Consider the following 21,908-nt stretch of genomic DNA (forward strand, 5'->3'; position numbering starts at 1 on the left):
TTGCTGTACTTGAAAGTTTTATTAGTAAGGAAATTAAGTATTGTGTTTAATATGTATTGTGGAATTAAACTCTTTTTTTGTTTGTTCTTTGACAAACTTTGCGAACTTTTCAGTTATGTATTTAAAGAAAACTATTACTGTTTAGAAAAAATCTTATTTTAGCTCACACCAAAAAATAAAAACTAACCTTTAACCATCAAAAAATATTTTTATGAGTTCACCTTCTATTGATATTAAACCAAAGAAACATTATGAAATTCTGGACGGACTTCGAGGAGTCGCTGCGATTTTAGTAGTGATTTTTCATATTCTGGAGGCCCATAACGGGGGAAGCCGCTTTAACCAAATTATCAATCACGGTTATCTTGCTGTAGATTTCTTTTTCCTTTTATCAGGATTTGTTGTGGCATACGCTTACGACGATCGCTGGGGAAAATTAACCCAATGGGAATTTTATAAACGACGCTTAATTCGTTTACAGCCCATGGTTATTATGGGAATGATCATTGGAGCGATTTTTTACTATTTTCAGGCATCCAGTCTTTTTCCTTTAATTGCAGGAATGGAAGCTTGGAAAGTGATTCTAACAATGGTAATTGGGTTTACATTACTTCCTATTCCGCCATCATTAGAAATTAGAGGCTGGGGCGAAATGCATCCGTTAAACGGTCCTGCGTGGTCACTTTTCTTTGAATATATTGCCAATATTTTATACGCCGTGCTCTTTCGTAAATTCTCGAATAAAGTATTAGCAATCTTTGTTTTTATATTTGCAGCAATGTTGGTAAATTATACCGTTTTTGGACCAAAAGGAGATGTCATTGGAGGTTGGTCTTTAAACCTGGAACAAATGAATGTTGGTTTCACCAGATTATTATATCCGTTTTTTGCCGGAGTTTTACTTTCGCGTTTAGGAAAATTAATTCACTTAAAAGGTGCTTTCTGGATTTGCAGTATTTTAATTCTAATACTCTTTTCAGTTCCAAGAATTGGTGATGAAAACACTTTATGGATGAATGGTTTATACGAATCAGTTGTGATAATTCTTTTGTTTCCATTAATTGTTGCCATTGGAGCAGGAGGAGAAATAAAGAATCCACTTTCAATTAAAATATGCAAAGCTTTAGGCGATATTTCATATCCAATTTATATTATACATTATCCGTTAATTTACTGGTACACAGCATGGGTTATAGACAATAAAGTTCCTTTAAAAGACGGTTATATGGTAGGAATAGGTGTTCTGGTTGCCAGCATCACAATAGCTTATTTATGTCTGAAATTTTACGATGAACCTGTACGTAACTGGCTTCAGAATAAATTTCAAAAAAGAAAAATTTCTTAAAAGGAGGGACAAAGGTTTACAGGCTCAGAGGGACAAAAGGTAAAACTTTGCTACTTTGAACCTCTGAGCCTTTGTACCTAAATAAAGATATTGAATTTCTTAATTTTGTTAGTTATAGATATTCAAAAAAGGGGTGAAACTTCATGTTTTCATCCCTTTGTTTTTTTTGTAAAAGGTACAAAGGTGTAAAGGTTCAAAGCAACAAAGGGAAATTTTGTGATTCCAATTTTGATCCCTTTTGTATTTATAATTTCATGTTGAAATAAATAAGTAAAAAAAGCAAACAATTGTAAAATGCCAATTTAGAACGTATAATTGTACATAAGCATAATTGTAGAGATGCACAGCAGTGCATCTACCCAAAGTATATCGACAAAGAAGAAAAACAAAACTTAGAGATTCAGAGTATTTTTTTGCCGCAGCATAAAATAATTTTGAATCCGTGTAAATCAGTAAAACCCGCTTTATCTGTGAGAAATTAATTTTCAATGCATGGTGTAGACGCACAGCAGTGCGCCTCTACGATATATATGCCGAAAAGATTGGTAAATATAAAAGGGATAAACAATGAAGTTTATCCCTTTTTATATTTTAGTTCAATAACAAACTTAGTACCTCAGAATCTTAGAGCCTTAGTACCTTTAAAAAATTATTCTAAAACCAATGCTCCCAAAGCTTCTTTAGTGAAACCTTTCAATTGATCGGTTTTTCCCGCTTTAATTTTAGCTACCCAATTCGGGTCAGATAAAAGAGGTCTTCCTACTGCAACCAAATCAAAATCGCCTCTGTCGAAACGTCTGTTTAATTCTTCTAATGAAGTTGGTTCAGAACTTTCTCCTGCAAAAGCTCCAAAGAAATCACCAGAAAGTCCAACAGAACCTACAGTAATAGTTGGTGCTCCGGTTACTTTTTTAGCCCATCCTGCAAAGTTCAAATCAGATTCTTCGAATTCAGGTTCCCAGAAACGGCGTTGAGAACAGTGTAAAATATCAACTCCTGCATCTACAAGAGGTGTTAACCAGGCTTCTAATTCCTGTGGATTTTTAGCCAGTTTATAATTATAATCAGAAGGTTTAAATTGAGAAAAACGCATGATTACAGCGAAATCATTTCCTACTTGTTTTCTGATTTCTTTTACCACTTCAATAGCAAAACGATTTCGTTCCGGAAGTGTTTTTCCTCCGTAAATATCTTCACGTAAATTCGTTTCGGCTCTAAAGAATTGGTCAATTAAATAACCGTGCGCTCCGTGAATTTCGATCGTATCAAAACCTAATCTTTTAGCATCGGCGGCAGCCTGACCAAAAGCAAGAATGGTCTCTTCAATATCTTTCTCGGTCATGGTTACACCATTTCTAAAATCAGGACGGTTTAATCCTGACGGACCTTCAAAAGGAACTGGCGGAACCCATCCGGATTGGTGATTGTCCATAATTCCCATATGCCATATTTGTGGTCCCATAGCACCTCCGGCAGCATGAACTTCGTTGATTACGTTTTTCCAGCCGTTTAAAGCTAAATCGCCATAAAAATGCGGCACATTAGCATCATTAGATGATGAAGCTCTGTTGATAACAGTTCCTTCAGATAATATTAAACCAACTTCACCTTCAGCTCTTTTTTGGTAGTAAGAAGCTACTTCATCAGTTGGAACTCCGTTTGGAGAGAATGAGCGCGTCATTGGCGCCATTACGATTCGGTTTTTAAGATTTAACGTTTTTAAGTTAAATGGAGAAAACAGGTTGTTTGTACTCATAGTAATTTACAAATTAGATTGAATTAAGTTACTGAGTGCTTCAAAGGCACCTTCGTTGCGTTTATAGTAAGTCCATTGTCCAACACGTTTAGATTCTATAAATCCGGCGCGTTGTAAAATAGAGAGATATTCAGAAACAGTCGATTGCGTCAGGCCAGCTTTGGCTTGTATTTGCCCCACGCAAACTCCGTGTTCAAATCCGGCATGCTGGAGCTGATCCGGAAAATTGATTTCAGGTTCTTTTAACCATTCCAGCATTTGCAATCTGGATTTGTTGGAGAGTGCCTTAAAGATTTCTATTGGTTCCATCGTGCAAATATATCGACTTTTCCCGATATGCCAATTTACAAGATAATTATTTAATAAAAAATTAAGATGAAGGAAGGTGAAAGCGGGAGATTTTAATAAAGAAAATTTATATTTGCTTGTGAAAATTAATCTCGCAAAGGCGCCAAGACACAAAAAATAAAAGCTTATAAGAAATAAAACTTTGCGGCTCTGCGCCTTTGCGAGATTTAAAAAAAAAACAAGCCCCCAAATAAATAACTTAATCAAATTATGAAGAAAACTTTACTTATTCTAGGACTTTTATTGTGCATAATAACGACGTCAAAAGCTCAGGTTGTGGGAACCGATGTTGGTGATATTGCCCCGGAAATCGATCTTCCGGACACAAAAGGAAATAATGTGGCACTTTCGTCTTTAAGAGGAGATTTAGTTTTAATCGACTTTTGGGCTTCATGGTGCGGGCCTTGTATAAAAGAACATCCGCAATTAATAAAATTAAACAGTACCTACGCAGGCAAGTTTTCTATTTACAGCGTTTCTATGGATACTAAAAAGCCGCTTTGGCTGGGCGCTATCGCAAGGCAAAAATTGACATGGACACAAGTAAGTGATTTGAAATATTGGCAATCTCCTGTTGTTGGCGATTATATGCTGCAATCAGTACCTTTAAACTTTTTAGTAGACAAAAACGGAATCATCCTGGCTAAAAACATTCACGGAAAAGCTTTGGAAGATATGCTTAAAAGTTTGTTGACGGCGCAGTAAAAAACGGGAACTAATCAAAACTTTGAGTATATTGCTATTTCAAAAAAAGTATAACAATAAATGACTATATCATCATGATTCAAAGATCAGTATTCCTATTCTTTATTTTGGCTGCATTTCAGTGTAGTGCACAAACAATAGAGACTGTTAATAAGTTTAAAACCTCTTATCAGCATTGTTTAAACAGCGGTAGCGGTATGAAAAATTGTGCGATTGAATATTACAATCAATCCGATAGTTTATTGAATGTTGCTTACAGGAATTTAAAACTAAAATTAAGTTCTAAAGAACAATCCCGATTAAAAAAAGAACAGTTGGACTGGATAAAAAAACGCGATCTGTATTTTGAAAACGTATATTCAGATACCAAAAAAGAAGGCCATTTTATTGAAGGAAGCAGCGATTTTGATATGGTTGTTTTTGACGAAAAAGCAAATTATGTTTTTACAAGAGTAAAAGAACTTATAAAAAGACTGTAATTTGTTTTTTAAATAGTACTTAAATGGAATCAAAACTCAGTTTATCTGAATTTCGCAGAAGATTAGAAAACAATACAGAAATTGGTTCTCTAAAAGTAAACTTAAGCCTTTTTAGAATATTTCCCAGATTTGGAGAAAGCAAACCATTTTATGGACTTTTTGATGATAAAAGTTTTCGCCTGACTATCAATTCCAGAACATCGCCAACTTATTTTATTATAAGAGGAAATTACAAGAATATCAATAATGTTCTTAAAGTAAGTTATATCGTTGAACCCAACAGTAAATTTCAGTTGATCTGGACAAGATTTTCTCCCGTAGTTTTTCTAATCGCAATAAATGTCTTTTTTCTTTTTTTTGGAAGAGGACTCAGAAGAGCCACCACAATTGTAAGCTTGTTTTTGCTTATTCTCATTTTTTATTCAAGATGGAAAGAAGAAAGAAAGAGAAAAAAATTAGAGCGTAATTTTGCCAGGATTTTTGAGATTAAGATGTAAAAGGGTTCGATTGTTTCAGGTTTTCTTTGTTTCATGTTTCAAGTTGCCTGTATTCTCAATCTCTCACATTGTTACCTTTGTCAAAGTTTTAAACTTTGACAAAGGTTGGGAAAACCTGAAACCTGAAACCTGAAACCAATTATTTCCTATTCGCGTTCATTGCCTGTAACGCATTTTCAGGAGAAGACAAATACAATTTATAAAAATCAGCTGTTGGGCCAACATGAATTTCATATGTATCAGTTTCTATTCCTTGTTTAAGCTCTAAAGCAACTTGTTCCGGACTTATACCATTTTCACCACCAATTGCTTTAGAAAACTCAGTATTTACTAAAGGAGGCATCAATTCAAAAACCTTTACAAGTGGCTGTTTTTCCTGTTTTTCCAATGAAACCCTTAATACCTGAGAATAGGAGTGAAGCGCCGCTTTACTTACCGCATAACCCGGAAGTGTATATCCGGGAGAAAAAGCAGCAATAGACGAAACATTTACAAAAGCAGCTTCGGGCTGTTTTTGAAGCAAAGGCAGCAATTTTTCGGTAAGTCTTACAACCGAAAGATAATTCGTCAGGATTTCTTCACTGGCTTTTTCGAACGCATTGGCATTTTCATCTGTTAACTTAAAATAGTGGGCTAACCCCGCATTGTTAATTACAATATTTAGGTTAGGAAAATCTTCGTTTAATTGTTTTGTCAGTTTTAAGACATCGGCTTCTTTGTTAATGTCTGAAACTATTCCGGTTACATTTTTTAAACTCAAAACTGCTTTTTCCAGTTTTTCGGCATTTCTTCCTGTAATAATGACTTTATTATCAGCAGAAAATAGTTTTGCAATTTCGTATCCAATGCCTGATCCGCCGCCAGTAATTAGAATAGTGTTGTTTGAAGTTTTCATTTTATTTTTAGTTTAAGGTTTTCTTCATTTCAGGTTTTACTGTTTGCTGATTTAACCGCAAAGCACGCAAGTATTTTTATAATATCTTGTATTGACAAACGCAATGAACGCAAAGCTTTATCAATTAACTTTACGAACTTATCTTTTTTAGATTACAGCGAATAAAATAAAAAATTGGCGCCTTTGCGAGATTAAAAAAATTTACCGAACCTTGCCGTGAATCTTGCATGCTGTGCGGTTAAATTTGTGTTCTCATTTCAAACCTGAAACCTGAAACAAAGAAAACCTGAAACAAATTTTTAAATATTTATAGCTCCTTGTCCCGATGCAATCATATAGGCTTCTTTCAGGGTTTCAGAGTAGGTGGGGTGCGCATATGAAATTCTGAACATATCTTCGTCTGTTACTTCATATTCCATTCCTATAACGCCTTGCGCAATGAGATCTGCGGCTCTCGGGCCAATGATGTGCATACCTAAAAGTTCGCCGTATTTAGGATCTGAAAGTACTTTCGAGAAACCATCTTTTTCTAAAGCGGCCCTCGCTCTGGCACTTGCCGAAAACGGAAATTTCCCTACCCGATATTCAATTCCTTTTTCTTTCAGTTCTTCTTCAGTATAGCCTACAGAAGCGACTTCCGGCCATGTATAAACCACTCCCGGAATCAATCTGTAATTAATGTGTGGTTTTTGTCCGTTGATCGTTTCGGCTACAAATATTCCTTCTTCCTCTGCTTTATGCGCGAGCATGGCTCCGGCAACCACATCGCCAATAGCATAAATATTTTCGGCTTTGGTTTGCAGTTTTTCATTGGTTACAATTCGGCCTTTAGTATCTACTTCTACTGGAGTATTTTCTAATCCTAATCCTTCAGTATACGGCTTTCTTCCCACGGCAACCAGACAATAATCGGCAGTAATTTCTTGTGTGGCATTTGCAGTATCAAGAAAAGTAACCGTTGCATTTTTACCGTTATTTTTAGCCGATTGTACTTTATGACTAAGCAAAATCTTGATATTTTGCTTAGAGAATATCTTTTTGAGTTCTTTTCCCAGTTCTTTATCCATTGTAGGGATCAGGCTGTCGGCATATTCAATTATGGTAACTTCAACTCCAATTCGGGCATAAATAGAAGCCATTTCTACGCCAATTACACCGCCGCCAATAATGACCATTGTTTTGGGTTTGTCAGGAAGAGAAAGTGCTTCAGTCGAAGTTATAATTCGTTTTTTATCGATTTCGACTCCGGGAATTGTAGCTGGTTTCGAGCCTGTTGCAATAATATAATGCGTAGCGGAAATAGTAGAGGAAGAGCCGTCTGTTGCTTTTACATTAATTTCTTTATCATTCAAAAAAGAAGCAAATCCTTCAAAAACTTCAATTTTATTCTTCTTCATCAAAAAGTTTAGTCCTGCAATATTTTGCTCTACAACTTCTGATTTTCTTTTGATGAATTGCGGAAAGTCGAGACTTAATTTTCCTGTTATGATGCCGTGAGTGGCAAATTTGGTTGCAGCTTCATGATAATGTTCTGTGCTGTCAAGAAGTGCTTTTGTAGGGATGCAACCTACATTCGTACAAGTGCCGCCTAGTGCTTTGTATTTTTCGACGATAGCCGTTTTATAACCCAATTGCGAACATCTAATGGCCGATGCATATCCGCCAGGCCCTGAACCAATAACAATAATATCAAACTTTGTTTCCATAGAATAAAAGATTAGTTATATTTTCAAAAGAACTTTGTTGACAGCTTTATTGCTCGTGAATAACAAGTAATAAAGAAGTCCTTTTTAAGTCTCTGAAATATAAGGAATTATATTTTATTAAGGAAGAGGCTGTATTGTTTTTTATATGATTAATGTATTGATTTAGTGCTGATTAATAATCGGTTTGGAATTTTGGAGGAAGAGGAAAATTACAGCAGAAAATGGTATATTATATAAAAAAGGAAAAGTTCACAAAGCTTTGTACTGACTTAGCTTTATGAACTTAACTTCTTTTAAAATACCAGATAAAAATATTTTCATTTGCTGTAATAAACAAATATCAGCGAACAGGAATTTTTTTTTACAAACTCAATTTAATCTTTCTTCATGATTTTTTTCACCGCCAAAATTATTCTTCAGCAATTCTCTAACCTGAAACTGGGTTTTGTTTCGGGTGATGTTTTGCCATTCTTTAAAATCAAAAAGATGAATTTTTTTTGCATTCGGGTTGGTAACAAATGAAAGCCTTGCAATCGAATATTTATAATACTTTAATTCGTGCGATATATGTCTGTTGGGCACAACAACAAGTATGGTTTCCCATTTCAGGAAATTTGTCGCCGGCGGGATATCTTCTCTTTCTGTTAAGCCAAGTGATTCAAAAAAGGCAATTATTTTTTGATCATTTAGTTTATCGATTTTTTGGTCAATGCGCTTAATAGTATTAAGAAGCGTATTTTCGTCTTTAATAACACTCATGATAATACTTTTTTTATTTGAAATTCAAGATAAAATTACATTAAAAGACAATAATTTAACACAGGATAGCGCGTAGAATGATTCTAAATTTTTTATAGTCTAATTTTCAACATAAGTATAAAAGTATATACGATCATATTTTGATAAAATACTATTATTTTAATAGGTTTAAAAACAATATTTTTATCGCTGCTAGCTAACCACATTTTTATGAAAACTACTTCTGCCAAAAAAATACTATTGTATTTTATCTTTTTGATATCTATTGCCTCATTCGCTCAAAATAAATCAGATCGGGAATTAATTTTAATCGATAAAGACTGGCGTTTTTCGTTGGGCCATTTATATGATACAAAAAAAGATTTCGGTCATGCCGAAGGCTATTTTTCATACTTAACCAAAACAGGATTTGGAGACGGACCGGCAGCCAAAGATTTTGATGACCGTGCCTGGCGAAAACTCGATCTGCCACACGATTGGGCTGTTGAACAGGAATTTAGCGAAAAAGGCAGTTTCAGCCACGGATTTAAAACCGCAGGAAAAGGTTTTCCTGAAAAGAGTATTGGCTGGTATCGAAAAAAAATCAATATTCCGCAAAGCGATCAGGGAAAAATTATCTCGCTGAAATTTGATGGTGTTTTTAGAAATTCGAAAGTATTTTTTAACGGCTATTTCCTGGGAACAGAAGAAAGCGGTTATAATGGTTTTGAATATGATGTGACGGCCTATGTAAATTATGGTGGCGAAAATACAATCGTTGTTCGCGCAGACGCTTCGATGGAAGAAGGCTGGTTTTACGAAGGCGCGGGAATTTACAGACATGTTTATCTGCAAAAAACAAACCCAATTCATATTGCTCAAAACGGAACTTATGTAACATCTGACATTAAAGAAAATTTGGCAGAAGTTACTGCTAATGTAACCATTGAAAACAAAGGGAATTATAAAGGTCCGATTGAAGTTGTTCAGACGATTTTTGATCGTGAAAGCAAACAAGTTGGATTTTCTTTTGAAGATGTAAATGCGCCTGAATTTTATAAAACAGGTAATTATATTTTAAAATTGACTGTGAAAAATCCACTTTTATGGGATATTGAAAGTCCTAATTTATATCGTTTGATTACTCAAATTAGAAAAGACGGAAAATTAATAGACAGCTATGAAACGAGTTTCGGAATCAGAACAATCAAATTTGATCCTGAAAAAGGTTTTTTTCTTAACGGAAAAGCTATAAAACTAAAAGGTACCAATAATCATCAGGATCATGCCGGAATAGGAACTGCGTTGCCGGATGAATTGCAATATTACCGTATAAAAAAGCTGAAAGAAATGGGTTCGAATGCGTATCGATGTTCGCACCATCCGCCAACGCCCGAATTACTAAAAGCCTGTGATGAACTCGGAATGCTGGTAATTGATGAAACCCGTTTAATGGGAATTAATCATTATCATCTCAATGATTTAAAACGTTTAATCGAGCGCGATCGCAATCATCCCAGTATTATTTGCTGGTCGGTAGGAAATGAGGAATGGAATATTGAAGGCGGAATCGTGGGCGAACGCATTACGAATGTGATGCAGGAATTTGCAAAAAGTTTAGACGCTACAAGACCTGTAACTGTTGGAATCAGCAGTGGTTTTAAAAGTGGTATTTCGTCTGTAGTCGAGATTATGGGCTATAATTATATGGGCAACGGCGATATCGATGCCCATAGAAATGAGTTTAAAAATCAACCCGGAATGGGAACAGAGGAAGGTTCTACATTTGCGACCAGGGGAATTTATTTTACAGATGATGCCAAACATTACCAAAGTGCGTATGACAAGAAACCCCGTCCAACTTTTTATAGTATCGAAGAAGGCTGGAAGTTTTATGCGTCAAGACCTTATCTGGCGGGAATGTTTATCTGGACCGGTTTTGATTATCGCGGAGAACCAACGCCTTATGGATGGCCCTCGGTGACATCTTATTTTGGGATGATGGATGTTTGCGGTTTCCCAAAGGACAATGTATTTTATCTAAAATCATGGTGGGGAAATGTTCCTGTTCTGCATATCATGCCACATTGGAACTGGAGTGGAATGGAAGGCAAAGAAATCGACGTTTGGGTACATTCGAATTGTGATGAAGTAGAGCTTTACCTGAATAAAAAGAGCCTGGGAAAAAAGAAAATGGAACAATACGGCCATTTAGAATGGAAAGTAAACTATACACCCGGAACGCTGGAAGCCATTGGATATAAAAACGGCAAAAAGATTGTGACCGATATTCAAAAAACAACCGAAAATGCTGAAAACATTAAACTTTCTGTAGATGCTGAAAATCCTTCAAATGCAAATGTTTCCGTAATAACGGTTGAAGTTTTGGATAAAAAAGGGTTGCATATTCCAACGGCAAACGATGAGATTACATTTGATATTAAAGGCGGAAAAATTTTGGGCGTAGGAAATGGTGATCCAACATCATTAGAAAAAGATCAGTTTATTGATGATATTACTCTTGTTCCTATTACTAATTTTGAAGAAAGAAAACAGGCATATGTTGATAATGCAAATCAATCTGCTTTGGATGAATCGAATGCATGGAAGGAAGCTTTTAAAGACAGAGATTATAAAAATCAGGCTTCGGCATATATTTACAGAGGAAAATTTGAGTTGAAAAATAATTTACAATCAAATAGTGTTGATTTCTTTTATAAAAAAATTGGCGTAAACGAATCGGTGTTTGTCAACGGAAATTTGGTTACTGCCAATACAGATGATCCTCAAAAATACCATCTTAACAAATCGGTTTTAAAAGAAGGAAGCAATATCATAACAATCAGGGCTTCGCCTTTGCAAAAAGTAAAAGATTGGGATGTTATGAATACAGATCCAGGAATTATCAGAGTAATAACGCCATCAGAACCTTGGAAACGTAAATTGTTTAACGGTTATGCTCAAATCATTGTTCAGAAAAATGAAAGCGGAAGCGAAGTTGTTTTATCGGCTTCCGCCAAAGGATTAAAGCCAACTGTTTTGAATATTAATCAAAAGAAAAACTAGGAATATAATTTTATACGCAGAGACATAGATTGATAGTTAAAAAGGATAAAGAAATAAATTTGTTTCTATAAATCTATGTTTCTGTGTGTTTAAAAAATCAAGCCTTTATTAAAGAAGATAAAAAAAATCAGTTACAATTCTTTCTTGACAATATTAGTTTTGAGAAGATTAGAAGTGGCCCTTGCAATTAATCTCGTTTGATCCTTATTCCAGATTTCGCATTGCGCATTTACGATTTGTTTTCCTTTTCTAATAATAGCCGTCTTTGCCAGAATCGTATCTCCAACAAAAGCAGGAGCAAAGTAATCTACAACAAGATTTATAGTCGTGTAAAAAGTTTCTTCATCAAGAGAAAACATTGTCGCGCCAATGCAATCATCGGCAATAGCAGCCGTAACCCCACCGTGCAGGCTCTTTACCGGATTCGACATTTCCTCACGGACTAAATATTTAAAAGTAACCGTGCCTTCTTCGGCAACGACTACTATAGGTTTCATCCAAAGCATAAAAGGCGATGGAGATGCTATAAATTCTCTGTCAATATGATTTTGCAATACTTGTAATCTCGTTAGTTTTTCCATTAAGTTTATATTTATATTTTAATACTGATCGGTATATTTTTATTCAAAAAAAAGCAATTTTTACTGATTATTTTTATTCTAAGTCGTCGATGATTTTAGTTAATGAAAGCATGATGTTAGATAAGTTCGAAGAATTTCCGGTGATTTTAGCAATCATTACAGCACCTTCGATAATAGCGATTATGGTTAATGCTGTTTTCTCAGAATCAATATTTTTGGCTTTAAATTCTCCTGCTACAATTCCTTGTTCGATAAAGTTGACGAGTTTATCTTTCCAGGCAAGAATGGTATTTTCGACTTTTTTTCGCAAAACAGGATGTGTGTCGTCAGCTTCTGTAGCGGTATTAATAATAGGGCAGCCGCCTTTTGTAACCAGTAAGTCGTAATGATCAGAATATAATCTTGGGTATACCAATAGTTTGTCTTTATAAGAAGTTTGCTTTTCTATTTCGCTGGCAAAAATATCCTGAAGCTCTTTTACATTAAATTTAAAAGCAGCAATTGCCACTTCATCTTTATTTTCGAAATTGCCATAAATGCTTCCTTTTGTAAGTCCGGTTGCTGCAGTAATATCACTCATAGAAGTGCCGCTGTATCCTTTCATATTAAAAAGAGGAGCCGTTTTCTCGATAATAAAATTCTTTGTTCTTTCAGCTTTACTCATAATTGGTAATTTAAACACAAATATATACCGATTGGTATAATTTTACAATTTTTTGGGGAGTTATTTTGTTTGAGGTTTTCTCTGTATTGTATTGAAAATTAAAGCAGATTATTTTTACCACAGAGTTACACAGAGTTACACAAAGTTTTTCACAAAGATTCACAGAGAATGAAAATAAAAAGAATAATCACAGATTAAAAAGATGTCGAAAATCTGTGCTGATCTTTTTAATCTGTGGTTAAAAAACTTTGCGAAACTTTGTGAAAAACTTTGTGTAACTCTGTGGTTAACTTTTTATTCTCATTTCAAACCTAAAACAAAATAAAACCTGAAACTATTTTTTTTATTTGATTTTCATAACTTTGCAAAATGAATAATCAGACAGAAACTCAGAATTGCGATTTTACTTCAGATTTAAAGCTGAAAGGTTTTAAAGTATATCAGATAAATGGAGATCAAAGTAAAATTCCGGTTTACAGCCGCAGGGATTTTTATAAGATTTGCATTAATACCAGTAAAAGTGTTATACAATATGCTGACCGCGGAATAGAAACCGACGGAACGATTCTGTTTTTCGGTAATCCGATTATTCCCTATTCCTGGGAAACTATTTCTGAAGGATACGAAGGTTATGCCTGTGTTTTTACAGAAGAATTTCTAAAAGCAAAAGACCGATCAGAAACACTTCATGAATCGCCTTTGTTTAAAATAGGAGGCACGCCCATTTTTTCTTTAAATACTGAACAAAAGCTGTTTATAGATTCATTGTTTGAGAAAATGATTCAGGAATATGAAACCGATTATGTTTTTAAAGATGATTTGATGCGCAGCTATGTCAACCTGATTATTCATGAATCGATGAAAATGCAGCCTACAGAAAATTTCTTTAAACATAAAAATGCCTCTTCGAGAATTACCTCATTATTTTTAGAATTACTGGAAAGACAATTTCCTATAGAAACAAAAAATGAACCCCTGGCGTTAAAAACGCCTCAGGATTATGCACAAAGTCTGGCTGTACACGTAAATCATTTGAACCGTTCTGTAAAAGAAATTACCGGAAAGCCAACAACAGCACATATTACCGAGAGAATCATTGGCGAAGCCAAAGCATTGCTGCAACACACAGATTGGAGCATATCGGATATTGGCTATTCGCTTGGATTTGAATATCCGAGTTATTTTAATAATTATTTCAAAAGACTTACGGGAACGATACCAAAATCGTTAAGATCGTAAATTGTTTCATATTCTTAATTTTTTGTTTGAATATTGTTATTTCTGATTATCGTTGCTAAAGTAATTTTGCCCTGAAATAATTAGTATTAACCTCTATCGGTTTTTCGCTGACTAAATATAACTTCTACAAAGCGCATTCTAGCTTTATGATTTAGTTTCCAGCACTGATATACAAAACAAAATAATTATGAAAGAACCAGAAAATCAATTAAATGAAACTATTTTTCCTAAAGGAGATCTAGCTTCAGCGGATTATTTTACAGGAAAAGCATGGGTGAAAATGTTGGTTCCAAATGATCCGGTTTTAAATACTGCAGTGGGTAATGTAGTTTTCGAAGCAGGTGCAAGAAACAATTGGCATACACATCCAGGCGGGCAAATTCTAATTGTAACACAAGGAACAGGATATTATCAGGAAGAAGGAAAACCAATTCAGTTGCTTCAGGCAGGTGATGTTGTAAATATTCCGCCCGACCTAAAGCATTGGCACGGAGCTTCTCCGGATAGTGAATTTACCCACATTGCAATTAGTACCAATACCGAAAAAGGTATTGTAGACTGGCTTGAACCAGTAACTGACGAACAATACAATAGCTTTAAATAACTAAAGTAAAAGTGTTGTTTGGAGAGATCTAACCATTAATTAACGGTTTTGTTAGATCTTATTTAAATAAAATCAATCTCAAAAAATCTATTTATGTCAACACTTTATACTTCTGCTATTGAAGAGGGAAAAATCCCTAATACTTTCATGACTGGTAATGTTTCTTATAAAAAACAAACCAGCAATATTCATCCGGACAATACCATGATTAAAGAAATTTCCTTTGAGCCCGGTTCGAGATGCAAATGGCATATTAATGCAAGCTTACAATTATTTATCGCAACAGACGGAATTGGTTATTTTCAGGAAAAAGGTACTGCCATTCGTTTGCTTCATAAAGATGAGGTAGTTACCATTTTACCTGGCGTAGAACATTGGTATGGCGCAACACCTTTTAGCAAATTTTCGCACATTAGCATTATTACAGAAATAGATAAAGGAAAAGGAATTTGGTTAGAAAGTGTAACCGATGAAGAGTATTTTGCTTTTGGAAAATAGTCTAAGTTTCTGAGTTGCTAAGATTCTGAGTTACTAAGTAAAAAACGGAGAATCTTAAAAACATATTTAAAAAGAAAATTTTGCAACTCTGCGACTTTGAGCGAAAAAATATTTTTTTTCACGCAACATAAAGAAAAAAAACTTTGTGTCGTAGCGCCTTCGTGGCATTTTTTAAACCTGAAACTTAAAAAAAATACTTTTAATGGAAACAAAAAACATAAAAGCCTTTGGAACAGAAGCTGCCGAAGCACCTTTACATACATTAGACATTCAGCGTAGAGCGGTATTATCGCATGACGTAGAAATTGAAATTTTATATTGCGGCATCTGCCATTCCGATTTACACTCGGCGAGAAACGAATGGCACGGAACTATTTACCCAATAGTTCCCGGACATGAAATTGTGGGTCGCATAACAAAAGTCGGCGACCACGTAAAAGGTTTTAAAGTGGGCGATTTAGCCGGAGTAGGCTGTATGGTCGATTCTTGCAGAGAATGTGAGCATTGTAAAGACGGATTAGAGCAATTTTGCGATCCTGGAAACACATTAACGTTCAATTCTCCTGACGTTCATTTAGGCGGCCAAACTTTTGGAGGGTATTCTCAAAGTATCGTAGTCGATGAAAATTATGTATTGCATATTTCAGACAAACTAGATCTTGCAGGAGTTGCTCCTTTATTATGTGCCGGAATTACAACTTATTCTCCGCTTAAACACTGGAAAGTGGGTCCCGGACAAAAAGTGGGTATCGTTGGTATTGGCGGTTTAGGACATATGGGAATCAAATTAGCAAAAGCAATGGGCGCTCATGTCGTTGTTTTTACTACCTCATTGTCTAAGACCGAAGATGCAAAACGTTTGGGTGCCGATGAAGTTGTATTGTCTACAGATCCGGAACAAATGGCGAAGTATGCCAAATCGCTTAACTTTATTTTAGACTGTGTATCGGCGGAACATAATATAGATTCTTATTTGAATTTACTTAAAGTAGATGGAACTCTTACATTAGTTGGCGCTCCTATGGAACCGCTTCCGGTAACGTCATTTAGTCTTTTATTAGGCAGAAGAAGTTTTGCAGGTTCTAATATTGGCGGAATTGCCGAAACTCAGGAAATGCTTGACTTCTGCGCAGAACATAACATTACGGCAGACATCGAAATTATTGGTGTTAATGAAGTAAACGATGCTTACGAAAGATTATTAAAAGGAGATATTAAGTACCGTTTTGTAATTGATATGGCTTCGCTTAAGTAACTAAGGGACTAAGGTTCTGAGATTCTAAGTTTAAACTTTTTGCCTTTGCTTTTGCTAGCTCAATTTCATTAAGTTAAGCTTAAAAAAAAAGAATCTCGCAAAGGCGCTAGGAAGCAAAGTTTAAATACATTGTTTATAATAAATGCTTAAAAAGGTCTGACTTTATAATGTCAGACCTTTTTTTATTCTTTTAAAACTTATATCATTTAATTATTTAATTTTGAAACTGAACAACTAAATCTCTTTCTTTTGCAAAAGCATTCTATTCCTGTTTTATCTGTTGGCAATATACTTGGAGAAGAAACTTTGGGGATTACCTTATTTCGTCATAGTGTTAAAGGAAGAAACGAATTCGAGCAGCCACATAAGCACGACTTTTATCTGGTATTTTTTGTAGAGAAAGGTTCTGGATTTCACAATGTCGATTTTACACAATATACAGTAAATGATTATCAGGTATATTTTATCAGGCCCGGACAAGTTCACAACTGGTCGCTTGATGTTGATACTTCGGGTTTTCAGCTGATGCTTTCGGCGGATGTGGTTAGTATTTTTTCGAATTTAGGAAAATTTCCTTTTTTTGGGCAAAGTGTTCCGTCTTGCCTTTCTTTAGATAAAAATGAATTTGAGGAATTTAAAAATCATTTGCATGAAATAGAATTACTATTATCTGATAACGATACACTTACCAAAGAAATAGTTTTACTCCGTTTGCATTTACTCCTCAAATTATTGCAAAAGCAATATTTGAATCAATTTCCTGAACACGATTCATCGACCAAGCCTGAGAAAATAATAAAAGGCTTTACTATTTTGATTGATGATTATTTTAATAAAGAGCCTTCGGTGAATTTTTATGCCGATAAATTAAATATTACCTCTAATTACCTCAATATTCTTTCGCAGAAATATTTAAAGGTTCCGGCAAGTGATGTCATAAGGCAAAGAACCATTCTTGAAGCCAAACGTTTGCTTACCAGTACCGATTTGTCTATAAAAGAAATCGGCTACCAACTTGGTTTTAATGATAATACTTATTTTACCAAAGTCTTTAAAAAATATGCCGGAAAAACTCCGGGTGATTTTAAAAAATTATAATTTTTACCATCTTTCTCCGCAATATTACCGTTATCATTTTAAGTTTATAACGATTTTTGCAATGTAATAATACTGTTGATTATTAGGGTGTTATTGTAAAAACATATAACAAACTCAAAGAAGATAAAATATAATTTATGGAAGAGCATACAATAAGCCGAAAAAAATTCTTAGGATTAGGAGCTGCAGCAACCGGAGCCGCTTTGTTTTCGGGAATTGGAGGAAATGCCGTTGCGCAGGTTTTACCCGAAGAAAACAAAACAGCTTTAAACGAATATCTTTTAATGAATGTACGATTAGAAGATGGTTTTGAATACAACGATAAAAATGAAGTAATTGCTACTAAAACTGCGCTTTATACTATTCATATTGCCAATGGTAAAATAAAAAGTATAACGACAGGAAAGTCGGCTTTGAAGTTGAAAACGGTTGATGCCAAAGGATTTTTGATGCTTCCGGGATTGCGCGATATGCACATTCATATTGATAAAACGTACTATGGCAGCGGAATCTGGAATGCAGCGCCAAGAAAAGGATATACAGTAAAAGATATGATTACGCTGGAGCAAAAGTTGATTCCGCAATTATTACCGGATTCTCAGCATAAAGCCGAAGAAGCCATTAAACTAATGCAAAGCCAGGGAAGTTATTTTGCGCGTTGCCAATGTAATATTGATCCCGTAAGCGGACTAAAAAGTCTCGAACATTTACAAGCAGCTTTAGATAAAAATAAAGATAATTTTGGATCTGAAATTGTAGCTTTTCCGCAACACGGAATCTTATATTCAAAATGTGAACCTTTGTTAAGAGAAGCGGCTTCGATGGGAATTGATTTCATAGGCGGACTTGACCCAACAAATGTCGATGGCAATATGGAGAAATCGCTTGATGTCATGTTTCAAATTGCAATTGATAATAATAAAGGTGTCGACATACACTTGCATGAATCGATACCATCTGGTAAAGCGGCCATCGAATACATGATTAAAAAAACCGAAGAAAATAAACAGTTACAAGGAAAAACCTATATAAGTCACGGTTTTGCGCTTGCCAAAATGGATGCAAAAGATCTCGAGAAAATCGCCGAACAAATGGGAAATCTGGGAATAGGAGTAGTCTCAGGAATTCCGATTGGGAAAACGATAATGCCAATTCCAACATTGAAGAAGTACGGCGTAAAACTAATGACAGGAACCGATAGTATTGTCGATCACTGGCAGCCTTTCGGAACTTGTGATATGCTCGAAAAAGCAAAATTATGTGCGCAGCTTTACGGCTGGACAGACGAGTATAATTTAAGCAGAGCTTTGCATGTCGCAACAAAAGATGAAATTTTACCCCTTAACGATGCCGGAACCCGCGTTTGGCCAGCAGTCGATAACGAAGCTAATTTTATATTAGTAAAAGCAAGTTGTTCCGCCGAAGCCGTAGCACGTTTACCTAAAAGAGAAGGAGTTTTTTATAAAGGGAAAAAGATTGCTGGGGATCTTTCTTAAGGTTCTAAGGTCCTGATATTCTAAGTTTTTCAAACCTTTTGATGTTTCATAGTCCATCCTTACACAATCCGATATAATGAGTGAACTTAAAAAGACGCACTATAATGCATCTCTACGATAAATTATTGTCTTTTTTTGAGTCTAAGAAAAAAAACTCAGAACCTTAGCATCTTAGCCTCTCAGAATCTTTAAAAAAAAGAAACCCCTCAAGCAATTCAACTCTTGAGGGGTTTTTGAAAATAAATAATAACCAATTAAATTTATTTTTTATCTAAATTTTGTTTTAGCAATTTCGCATGCTCTAAATGAGCGGTTAGCGGTGCTATATTATTCGATGCCCAAAGCTTAACATCATTATCAGTAGCATCTTTTGATGCTTTTTGCAATTTGTCAATTGCTTTTTCGTGACCATCGATCATCATGTCTACGAATTTTTTATCAAAATCAAGACCTGATTTTTCGTTTAATTTTTTATACTCTTCTTGTCCGTCTTCAGTTAAAGAAGTTGGTAGAGTAAAATTTTTAGCTTTTGCCAAAGCGCTTACTTCAGATGCTGATTTAGTATGCTCGTCAACAAGCATTTTACCAAATTTTTTCACTTCTGCATTAGTACCTTTTTGTTGCGCTAATTTTCCAAGTTCAATCTCGGCTAAATTAATTTCTGCCTGATCCACTAAAAATTCAGAATCATCTTCTTTATTATTAATAGTATCAAATTTTGCTTCGTTTGCATCTTCAGCTACTTCTTTAGGATCTTCTTGTTTGTTTTCATTTTTACAAGAATTTAAAGATAAAATAAGTAATCCTGCTCCTAAAATTGCTGTTCCGGCTAAAAGTATTTTTTTCATGATTTAATCGTTTAAATGTTATAATGTAAAATTATTCAGATTGTGTGAAGAATGTCTTACAGTATTTTTGGATAATGTTACAGGATTTGAATTTTAACAAATAATGCGTGATACAAATAGTATTATATTCGCAAAACAAAAAGCGACATCATTTTAACCGAATCAAATTATCCTATGATAACAAACAATGAAGTATCAAGAATATTTATCGCATTCCTGCTTTTAATTTCTATTCATTTATCTGCACAAATAACTTATACAGGCTTTATAGATAAATATCCAATAGAATTTATAACTGATATTGATTCTGAAGGTTCGGGAAATGCCATTTATGCTTATACAAATTACGATACACCAATTCAAATAAGCGGAACTCTTAAACAGGGAATACTAACCTTTTATGAAAAAGATAAAAATGGTAAAGAAACTGCACAATTGATTTTTGAAAATTTCGACTCCAAAAACAAAAAGCTGGAAGGAAAGTGGCAAGATTTAAACACAAATAAAGAACTTCAAATTAGTTTAGTGAAAGTGTTTGAAATTGACGATGCAGGTTCTGAATGGAAAAATAAAGAAATTTTGCAGCCTGTTTCTTTAAAGGGGAAATATTTTAAATTGGTGCTTTCAAAAAAGAAAGATGATTCTCCCATGATAACCGGAATTAAAATTCTGGAAAAAAAGACAGACAAGCTAATTCAGCAAATAGCATTAGAATGCCAGTTATGGGGACTAAACAATATAATGGTTGATGATTATAATTTTGACGGTATAGAAGATTTCTCTGTTTTTGAATCCAGTTATGCCGGCCCTAACACTTCAAGATTGTATTTTTTATATAATCCTACAACAGGCAAATATTTTGAAAGCAGTTTTAGCGGAACTTCGTTACAATTTGACAGCAAAACAAAGAGAATTTCAGAACACAACCAATGTTGTGCAGGCAGAAGTGTTATTACTGCAGAATATAAAGTAGTAAACAATAAAATGGTTTTAATAAAGCAAACCTGTATGGAATATGATGATAAAACGGGAGATTATAAAAAGGTAAAATGTGATTGAGTGTTTTTTTGGATTGGGCTTGATTGCGTAATGAATTTAGAGGTTTGAATCCCAGCTGGCGAGCATCTTACATATTTACACTTAACCCTACAATAGATTTACAATTCAAATTGTTCCCAAACATAGGTATTGCAGACTTGTTGCTCTGAAAGAGCTTTAGCAATAGCATGGTGCGAAGCACTATGAACAAGAACATTCTTTTTTTTAGCCCTGTAAGGGCGAACGCCTAATCGCAAAAAAATCTTCATTAAATTATATTATTATTTTCTGACAAAGTCATCTTTTCTTAAAATATATAGTACTTATTTTCTTTTGTCTTTCAGGACGATTATCTCGCTTAATTGAGTTCTTATTGCATTGCATTACGCTAAATATTATTAGGCTTTTAGCCTGTTTTTTAAGCCTTCGAGCACTTCTGTTGCCTCCAGTGAGCATAAAGTTGTTGGAAATCTAAATAATCAAAAAACGCATGTCTGACCGTTTTCGGCAAAAAGATAGTTATAAAGTTTACATCAAAAGTTTTGTTCAATAGTATATATTTATAACGACTAAAACATAACGCCCAAAAATAACCACAAATGATTAATATAGATTTTAAAAAAGAGAAGGGTAAAATTGATGAAATTATCAATAAGGCTTTAGCAGATTATCAAAATGAAATAGATGTCATTACTATTGAAGACTGGACTTTAAAATCTAAAGAATTATTTATAGACAGATCCTATAATGGATATAATTCTCAAAGTACACAATTCATCAATAATAGTTTTCCGGATGTTACAAGCGCGGTAGACAGTAATGCGAGATTGATATTGTATCTGTATACATCAGAAAGAGATTTTGAGTTTGATTTGATTAAAAAACAATTAATCGAAAAAATTAAAAAATCTATATAACAGAAGTTTTGCAAAAGCTATTTGCAAATTAGGAATTACAAGGCTTATATAACAAAGAGTAAAGAGTTATCTAAAAACTGTTGAACTTTTCATGTCTTTTAGTGATAATTGATATTAATTTACTAAGTTCGTTCG

At 34.3% G+C, this 21,908-nt stretch carries 22 protein-coding genes; 13 read left to right on the plus strand and 9 right to left on the minus strand.

All coding sequences use genetic code 11. The features are described 5' to 3' along the window. The first annotated feature begins 211 nt into the window (after positions 1 to 211). Positions 212 to 1,345, plus strand: a complete 1,134-nt coding sequence (locus tag FLP_RS11495; protein WP_065449653.1) for an acyltransferase family protein — start codon at positions 212 to 214, stop codon at positions 1,343 to 1,345. Positions 1,346 to 1,994: 649 nt separating this feature from the next. Here FLP_RS11495 and FLP_RS11500 read toward each other — a convergent pair. Both FLP_RS11500 and FLP_RS11505 read right to left on the minus strand, forming a co-directional pair. Further along, positions 1,995 to 3,101, minus strand: a complete 1,107-nt coding sequence (locus FLP_RS11500; RefSeq protein ID WP_065449654.1) for an NADH:flavin oxidoreductase — start codon at positions 3,099 to 3,101, stop codon at positions 1,995 to 1,997. Positions 3,102 to 3,107: 6 nt separating this feature from the next. After that, positions 3,108 to 3,410 carry an ArsR/SmtB family transcription factor gene (locus FLP_RS11505; protein WP_055097872.1) on the minus strand — a complete coding sequence of 101 codons (303 nt, stop codon included), beginning with the start codon at positions 3,408 to 3,410 and terminating at the stop codon, positions 3,108 to 3,110. A 249-nt stretch (positions 3,411 to 3,659) separates the two neighbouring features. Here FLP_RS11505 and FLP_RS11510 point away from each other — a divergent pair, with 249 nt between their 5' ends. The 3 genes from FLP_RS11510 to FLP_RS11520 all read left to right on the plus strand — a co-directional run bounded on the left by FLP_RS11510 (position 3,660) and on the right by FLP_RS11520 (position 5,130). Then, entirely contained in the window at positions 3,660 to 4,154 is a 495-nt protein-coding gene (locus tag FLP_RS11510) for a TlpA family protein disulfide reductase (RefSeq protein WP_065449655.1), read from the plus strand. 197 nt (positions 4,155 to 4,351) lie between these two features. Beyond that, positions 4,352 to 4,633, plus strand: a complete 282-nt coding sequence (locus FLP_RS11515) for a lysozyme inhibitor LprI family protein (protein WP_165606665.1) — start codon at positions 4,352 to 4,354, stop codon at positions 4,631 to 4,633. Between the two features lie 23 nt (positions 4,634 to 4,656). Beyond that, positions 4,657 to 5,130 (plus strand): hypothetical protein, encoded by a 474-nt coding sequence (locus FLP_RS11520; RefSeq protein ID WP_065449657.1) that lies wholly within the window; start codon positions 4,657 to 4,659, stop codon positions 5,128 to 5,130. A gap of 139 nt (positions 5,131 to 5,269) precedes the next feature. Here FLP_RS11520 and FLP_RS11525 read toward each other — a convergent pair whose 3' ends face one another. The 3 genes from FLP_RS11525 to FLP_RS11535 all read right to left on the minus strand — a co-directional run bounded on the left by FLP_RS11525 (position 5,270) and on the right by FLP_RS11535 (position 8,490). Then, on the minus strand, positions 5,270 to 6,025 hold the full coding sequence (locus FLP_RS11525) for an SDR family oxidoreductase (RefSeq protein WP_065449658.1): 756 nt from the start codon (positions 6,023 to 6,025) through the stop codon (positions 5,270 to 5,272). A 299-nt stretch (positions 6,026 to 6,324) separates the two neighbouring features. Next, positions 6,325 to 7,731, minus strand: a complete 1,407-nt coding sequence (gene lpdA / locus FLP_RS11530; RefSeq protein ID WP_065449659.1) for a dihydrolipoyl dehydrogenase — start codon at positions 7,729 to 7,731, stop codon at positions 6,325 to 6,327. A 369-nt stretch (positions 7,732 to 8,100) separates the two neighbouring features. After that, positions 8,101 to 8,490 carry a hypothetical protein gene (locus FLP_RS11535; RefSeq protein ID WP_065449660.1) on the minus strand — a complete coding sequence of 130 codons (390 nt, stop codon included), beginning with the start codon at positions 8,488 to 8,490 and terminating at the stop codon, positions 8,101 to 8,103. A 210-nt stretch (positions 8,491 to 8,700) separates the two neighbouring features. Here FLP_RS11535 and galA point away from each other — a divergent pair, with 210 nt between their 5' ends. After that, positions 8,701 to 11,535 carry a beta-galactosidase GalA gene (galA, locus tag FLP_RS11540; RefSeq protein WP_065449661.1) on the plus strand — a complete coding sequence of 945 codons (2,835 nt, stop codon included), beginning with the start codon at positions 8,701 to 8,703 and terminating at the stop codon, positions 11,533 to 11,535. Positions 11,536 to 11,666: 131 nt separating this feature from the next. Here the strand turns inward: galA and FLP_RS11545 are convergent, their stop codons facing one another. Next, positions 11,667 to 12,116 (minus strand): PaaI family thioesterase, encoded by a 450-nt coding sequence (locus FLP_RS11545; protein WP_065449662.1) that lies wholly within the window; start codon positions 12,114 to 12,116, stop codon positions 11,667 to 11,669. A 73-nt stretch (positions 12,117 to 12,189) separates the two neighbouring features. After that, on the minus strand, positions 12,190 to 12,780 hold the full coding sequence (locus FLP_RS11550) for a TetR/AcrR family transcriptional regulator (protein WP_065449663.1): 591 nt from the start codon (positions 12,778 to 12,780) through the stop codon (positions 12,190 to 12,192). 369 nt (positions 12,781 to 13,149) lie between these two features. Here FLP_RS11550 and FLP_RS11555 point away from each other — a divergent pair, with 369 nt between their 5' ends. The 6 genes from FLP_RS11555 to FLP_RS11580 all read left to right on the plus strand — a co-directional run bounded on the left by FLP_RS11555 (position 13,150) and on the right by FLP_RS11580 (position 18,970). Continuing rightward, complete coding sequence (locus tag FLP_RS11555; RefSeq protein ID WP_065449664.1) at positions 13,150 to 14,019, plus strand: helix-turn-helix domain-containing protein; 870 nt, start codon at positions 13,150 to 13,152, stop codon at positions 14,017 to 14,019. Positions 14,020 to 14,206: 187 nt separating this feature from the next. Continuing rightward, on the plus strand, positions 14,207 to 14,623 hold the full coding sequence (locus FLP_RS11560; RefSeq protein WP_065449665.1) for a (R)-mandelonitrile lyase: 417 nt from the start codon (positions 14,207 to 14,209) through the stop codon (positions 14,621 to 14,623). Between the two features lie 93 nt (positions 14,624 to 14,716). Beyond that, positions 14,717 to 15,121 carry a cupin domain-containing protein gene (locus FLP_RS11565; protein ID WP_065449666.1) on the plus strand — a complete coding sequence of 135 codons (405 nt, stop codon included), beginning with the start codon at positions 14,717 to 14,719 and terminating at the stop codon, positions 15,119 to 15,121. Between the two features lie 202 nt (positions 15,122 to 15,323). Next, complete coding sequence (locus tag FLP_RS11570) at positions 15,324 to 16,376, plus strand: NAD(P)-dependent alcohol dehydrogenase (protein ID WP_065449667.1); 1,053 nt, start codon at positions 15,324 to 15,326, stop codon at positions 16,374 to 16,376. Positions 16,377 to 16,625: 249 nt separating this feature from the next. Next, positions 16,626 to 17,474 carry a helix-turn-helix domain-containing protein gene (locus FLP_RS11575; RefSeq protein WP_065449668.1) on the plus strand — a complete coding sequence of 283 codons (849 nt, stop codon included), beginning with the start codon at positions 16,626 to 16,628 and terminating at the stop codon, positions 17,472 to 17,474. A 137-nt stretch (positions 17,475 to 17,611) separates the two neighbouring features. Then, a complete protein-coding gene (locus tag FLP_RS11580) occupies positions 17,612 to 18,970 on the plus strand; it encodes an amidohydrolase (protein WP_065449669.1) in 1,359 nt (452 codons plus the stop codon). A gap of 260 nt (positions 18,971 to 19,230) precedes the next feature. On the opposite strand, the gene FLP_RS11585 is transcribed toward FLP_RS11580, so the two are convergent. Next, complete coding sequence (locus FLP_RS11585; RefSeq protein WP_065449670.1) at positions 19,231 to 19,818, minus strand: DUF4142 domain-containing protein; 588 nt, start codon at positions 19,816 to 19,818, stop codon at positions 19,231 to 19,233. A gap of 174 nt (positions 19,819 to 19,992) precedes the next feature. On the opposite strand from FLP_RS11585, the gene FLP_RS11590 reads away from it, so the two are divergent. Beyond that, positions 19,993 to 20,877 (plus strand): XAC2610-related protein, encoded by an 885-nt coding sequence (locus tag FLP_RS11590; RefSeq protein ID WP_065449671.1) that lies wholly within the window; start codon positions 19,993 to 19,995, stop codon positions 20,875 to 20,877. Between the two features lie 98 nt (positions 20,878 to 20,975). Here FLP_RS11590 and FLP_RS25465 read toward each other — a convergent pair whose 3' ends face one another. Continuing rightward, on the minus strand, positions 20,976 to 21,125 hold the full coding sequence (locus FLP_RS25465; RefSeq protein ID WP_165606666.1) for a hypothetical protein: 150 nt from the start codon (positions 21,123 to 21,125) through the stop codon (positions 20,976 to 20,978). 330 nt (positions 21,126 to 21,455) lie between these two features. On the opposite strand from FLP_RS25465, the gene FLP_RS11595 reads away from it, so the two are divergent. Next, entirely contained in the window at positions 21,456 to 21,773 is a 318-nt protein-coding gene (locus tag FLP_RS11595; RefSeq protein WP_065449672.1) for a hypothetical protein, read from the plus strand. The last annotated feature ends 135 nt before the right edge of the window (positions 21,774 to 21,908 follow it).

Origin of the sequence: Flavobacterium piscis (assembly GCF_001686925.1) — a bacterium.
Lineage (GTDB): Bacteria > Bacteroidota > Bacteroidia > Flavobacteriales > Flavobacteriaceae > Flavobacterium > Flavobacterium piscis.

Bases quoted from the DNA above. Each gene is read 5' to 3' on its own strand.
- FLP_RS11495 (WP_065449653.1), top strand. From the start codon at position 212: ATGAGTTCACCTTCTATTGATATTAAACCAAAGAAACATTATGAAATT.
- FLP_RS11500 (WP_065449654.1), bottom strand. From the start codon at position 3,101: ATGAGTACAAACAACCTGTTTTCTCCATTTAACTTAAAAACGTTAAAT.
- FLP_RS11505 (WP_055097872.1), bottom strand. From the start codon at position 3,410: ATGGAACCAATAGAAATCTTTAAGGCACTCTCCAACAAATCCAGATTG.
- FLP_RS11510 (WP_065449655.1), top strand. From the start codon at position 3,660: ATGAAGAAAACTTTACTTATTCTAGGACTTTTATTGTGCATAATAACG.
- FLP_RS11515 (WP_165606665.1), top strand. From the start codon at position 4,352: ATGAAAAATTGTGCGATTGAATATTACAATCAATCCGATAGTTTATTG.
- FLP_RS11520 (WP_065449657.1), top strand. From the start codon at position 4,657: ATGGAATCAAAACTCAGTTTATCTGAATTTCGCAGAAGATTAGAAAAC.
- FLP_RS11525 (WP_065449658.1), bottom strand. From the start codon at position 6,025: ATGAAAACTTCAAACAACACTATTCTAATTACTGGCGGCGGATCAGGC.
- lpdA (WP_065449659.1), bottom strand. From the start codon at position 7,731: ATGGAAACAAAGTTTGATATTATTGTTATTGGTTCAGGGCCTGGCGGA.
- FLP_RS11535 (WP_065449660.1), bottom strand. From the start codon at position 8,490: ATGAGTGTTATTAAAGACGAAAATACGCTTCTTAATACTATTAAGCGC.
- galA (WP_065449661.1), top strand. From the start codon at position 8,701: ATGAAAACTACTTCTGCCAAAAAAATACTATTGTATTTTATCTTTTTG.
- FLP_RS11545 (WP_065449662.1), bottom strand. From the start codon at position 12,116: ATGGAAAAACTAACGAGATTACAAGTATTGCAAAATCATATTGACAGA.
- FLP_RS11550 (WP_065449663.1), bottom strand. From the start codon at position 12,780: ATGAGTAAAGCTGAAAGAACAAAGAATTTTATTATCGAGAAAACGGCT.
- FLP_RS11555 (WP_065449664.1), top strand. From the start codon at position 13,150: ATGAATAATCAGACAGAAACTCAGAATTGCGATTTTACTTCAGATTTA.
- FLP_RS11560 (WP_065449665.1), top strand. From the start codon at position 14,207: ATGAAAGAACCAGAAAATCAATTAAATGAAACTATTTTTCCTAAAGGA.
- FLP_RS11565 (WP_065449666.1), top strand. From the start codon at position 14,717: ATGTCAACACTTTATACTTCTGCTATTGAAGAGGGAAAAATCCCTAAT.
- FLP_RS11570 (WP_065449667.1), top strand. From the start codon at position 15,324: ATGGAAACAAAAAACATAAAAGCCTTTGGAACAGAAGCTGCCGAAGCA.
- FLP_RS11580 (WP_065449669.1), top strand. From the start codon at position 17,612: ATGGAAGAGCATACAATAAGCCGAAAAAAATTCTTAGGATTAGGAGCT.
- FLP_RS11585 (WP_065449670.1), bottom strand. From the start codon at position 19,818: ATGAAAAAAATACTTTTAGCCGGAACAGCAATTTTAGGAGCAGGATTA.
- FLP_RS11590 (WP_065449671.1), top strand. From the start codon at position 19,993: ATGATAACAAACAATGAAGTATCAAGAATATTTATCGCATTCCTGCTT.
- FLP_RS25465 (WP_165606666.1), bottom strand. From the start codon at position 21,125: ATGAAGATTTTTTTGCGATTAGGCGTTCGCCCTTACAGGGCTAAAAAA.
- FLP_RS11595 (WP_065449672.1), top strand. From the start codon at position 21,456: ATGATTAATATAGATTTTAAAAAAGAGAAGGGTAAAATTGATGAAATT.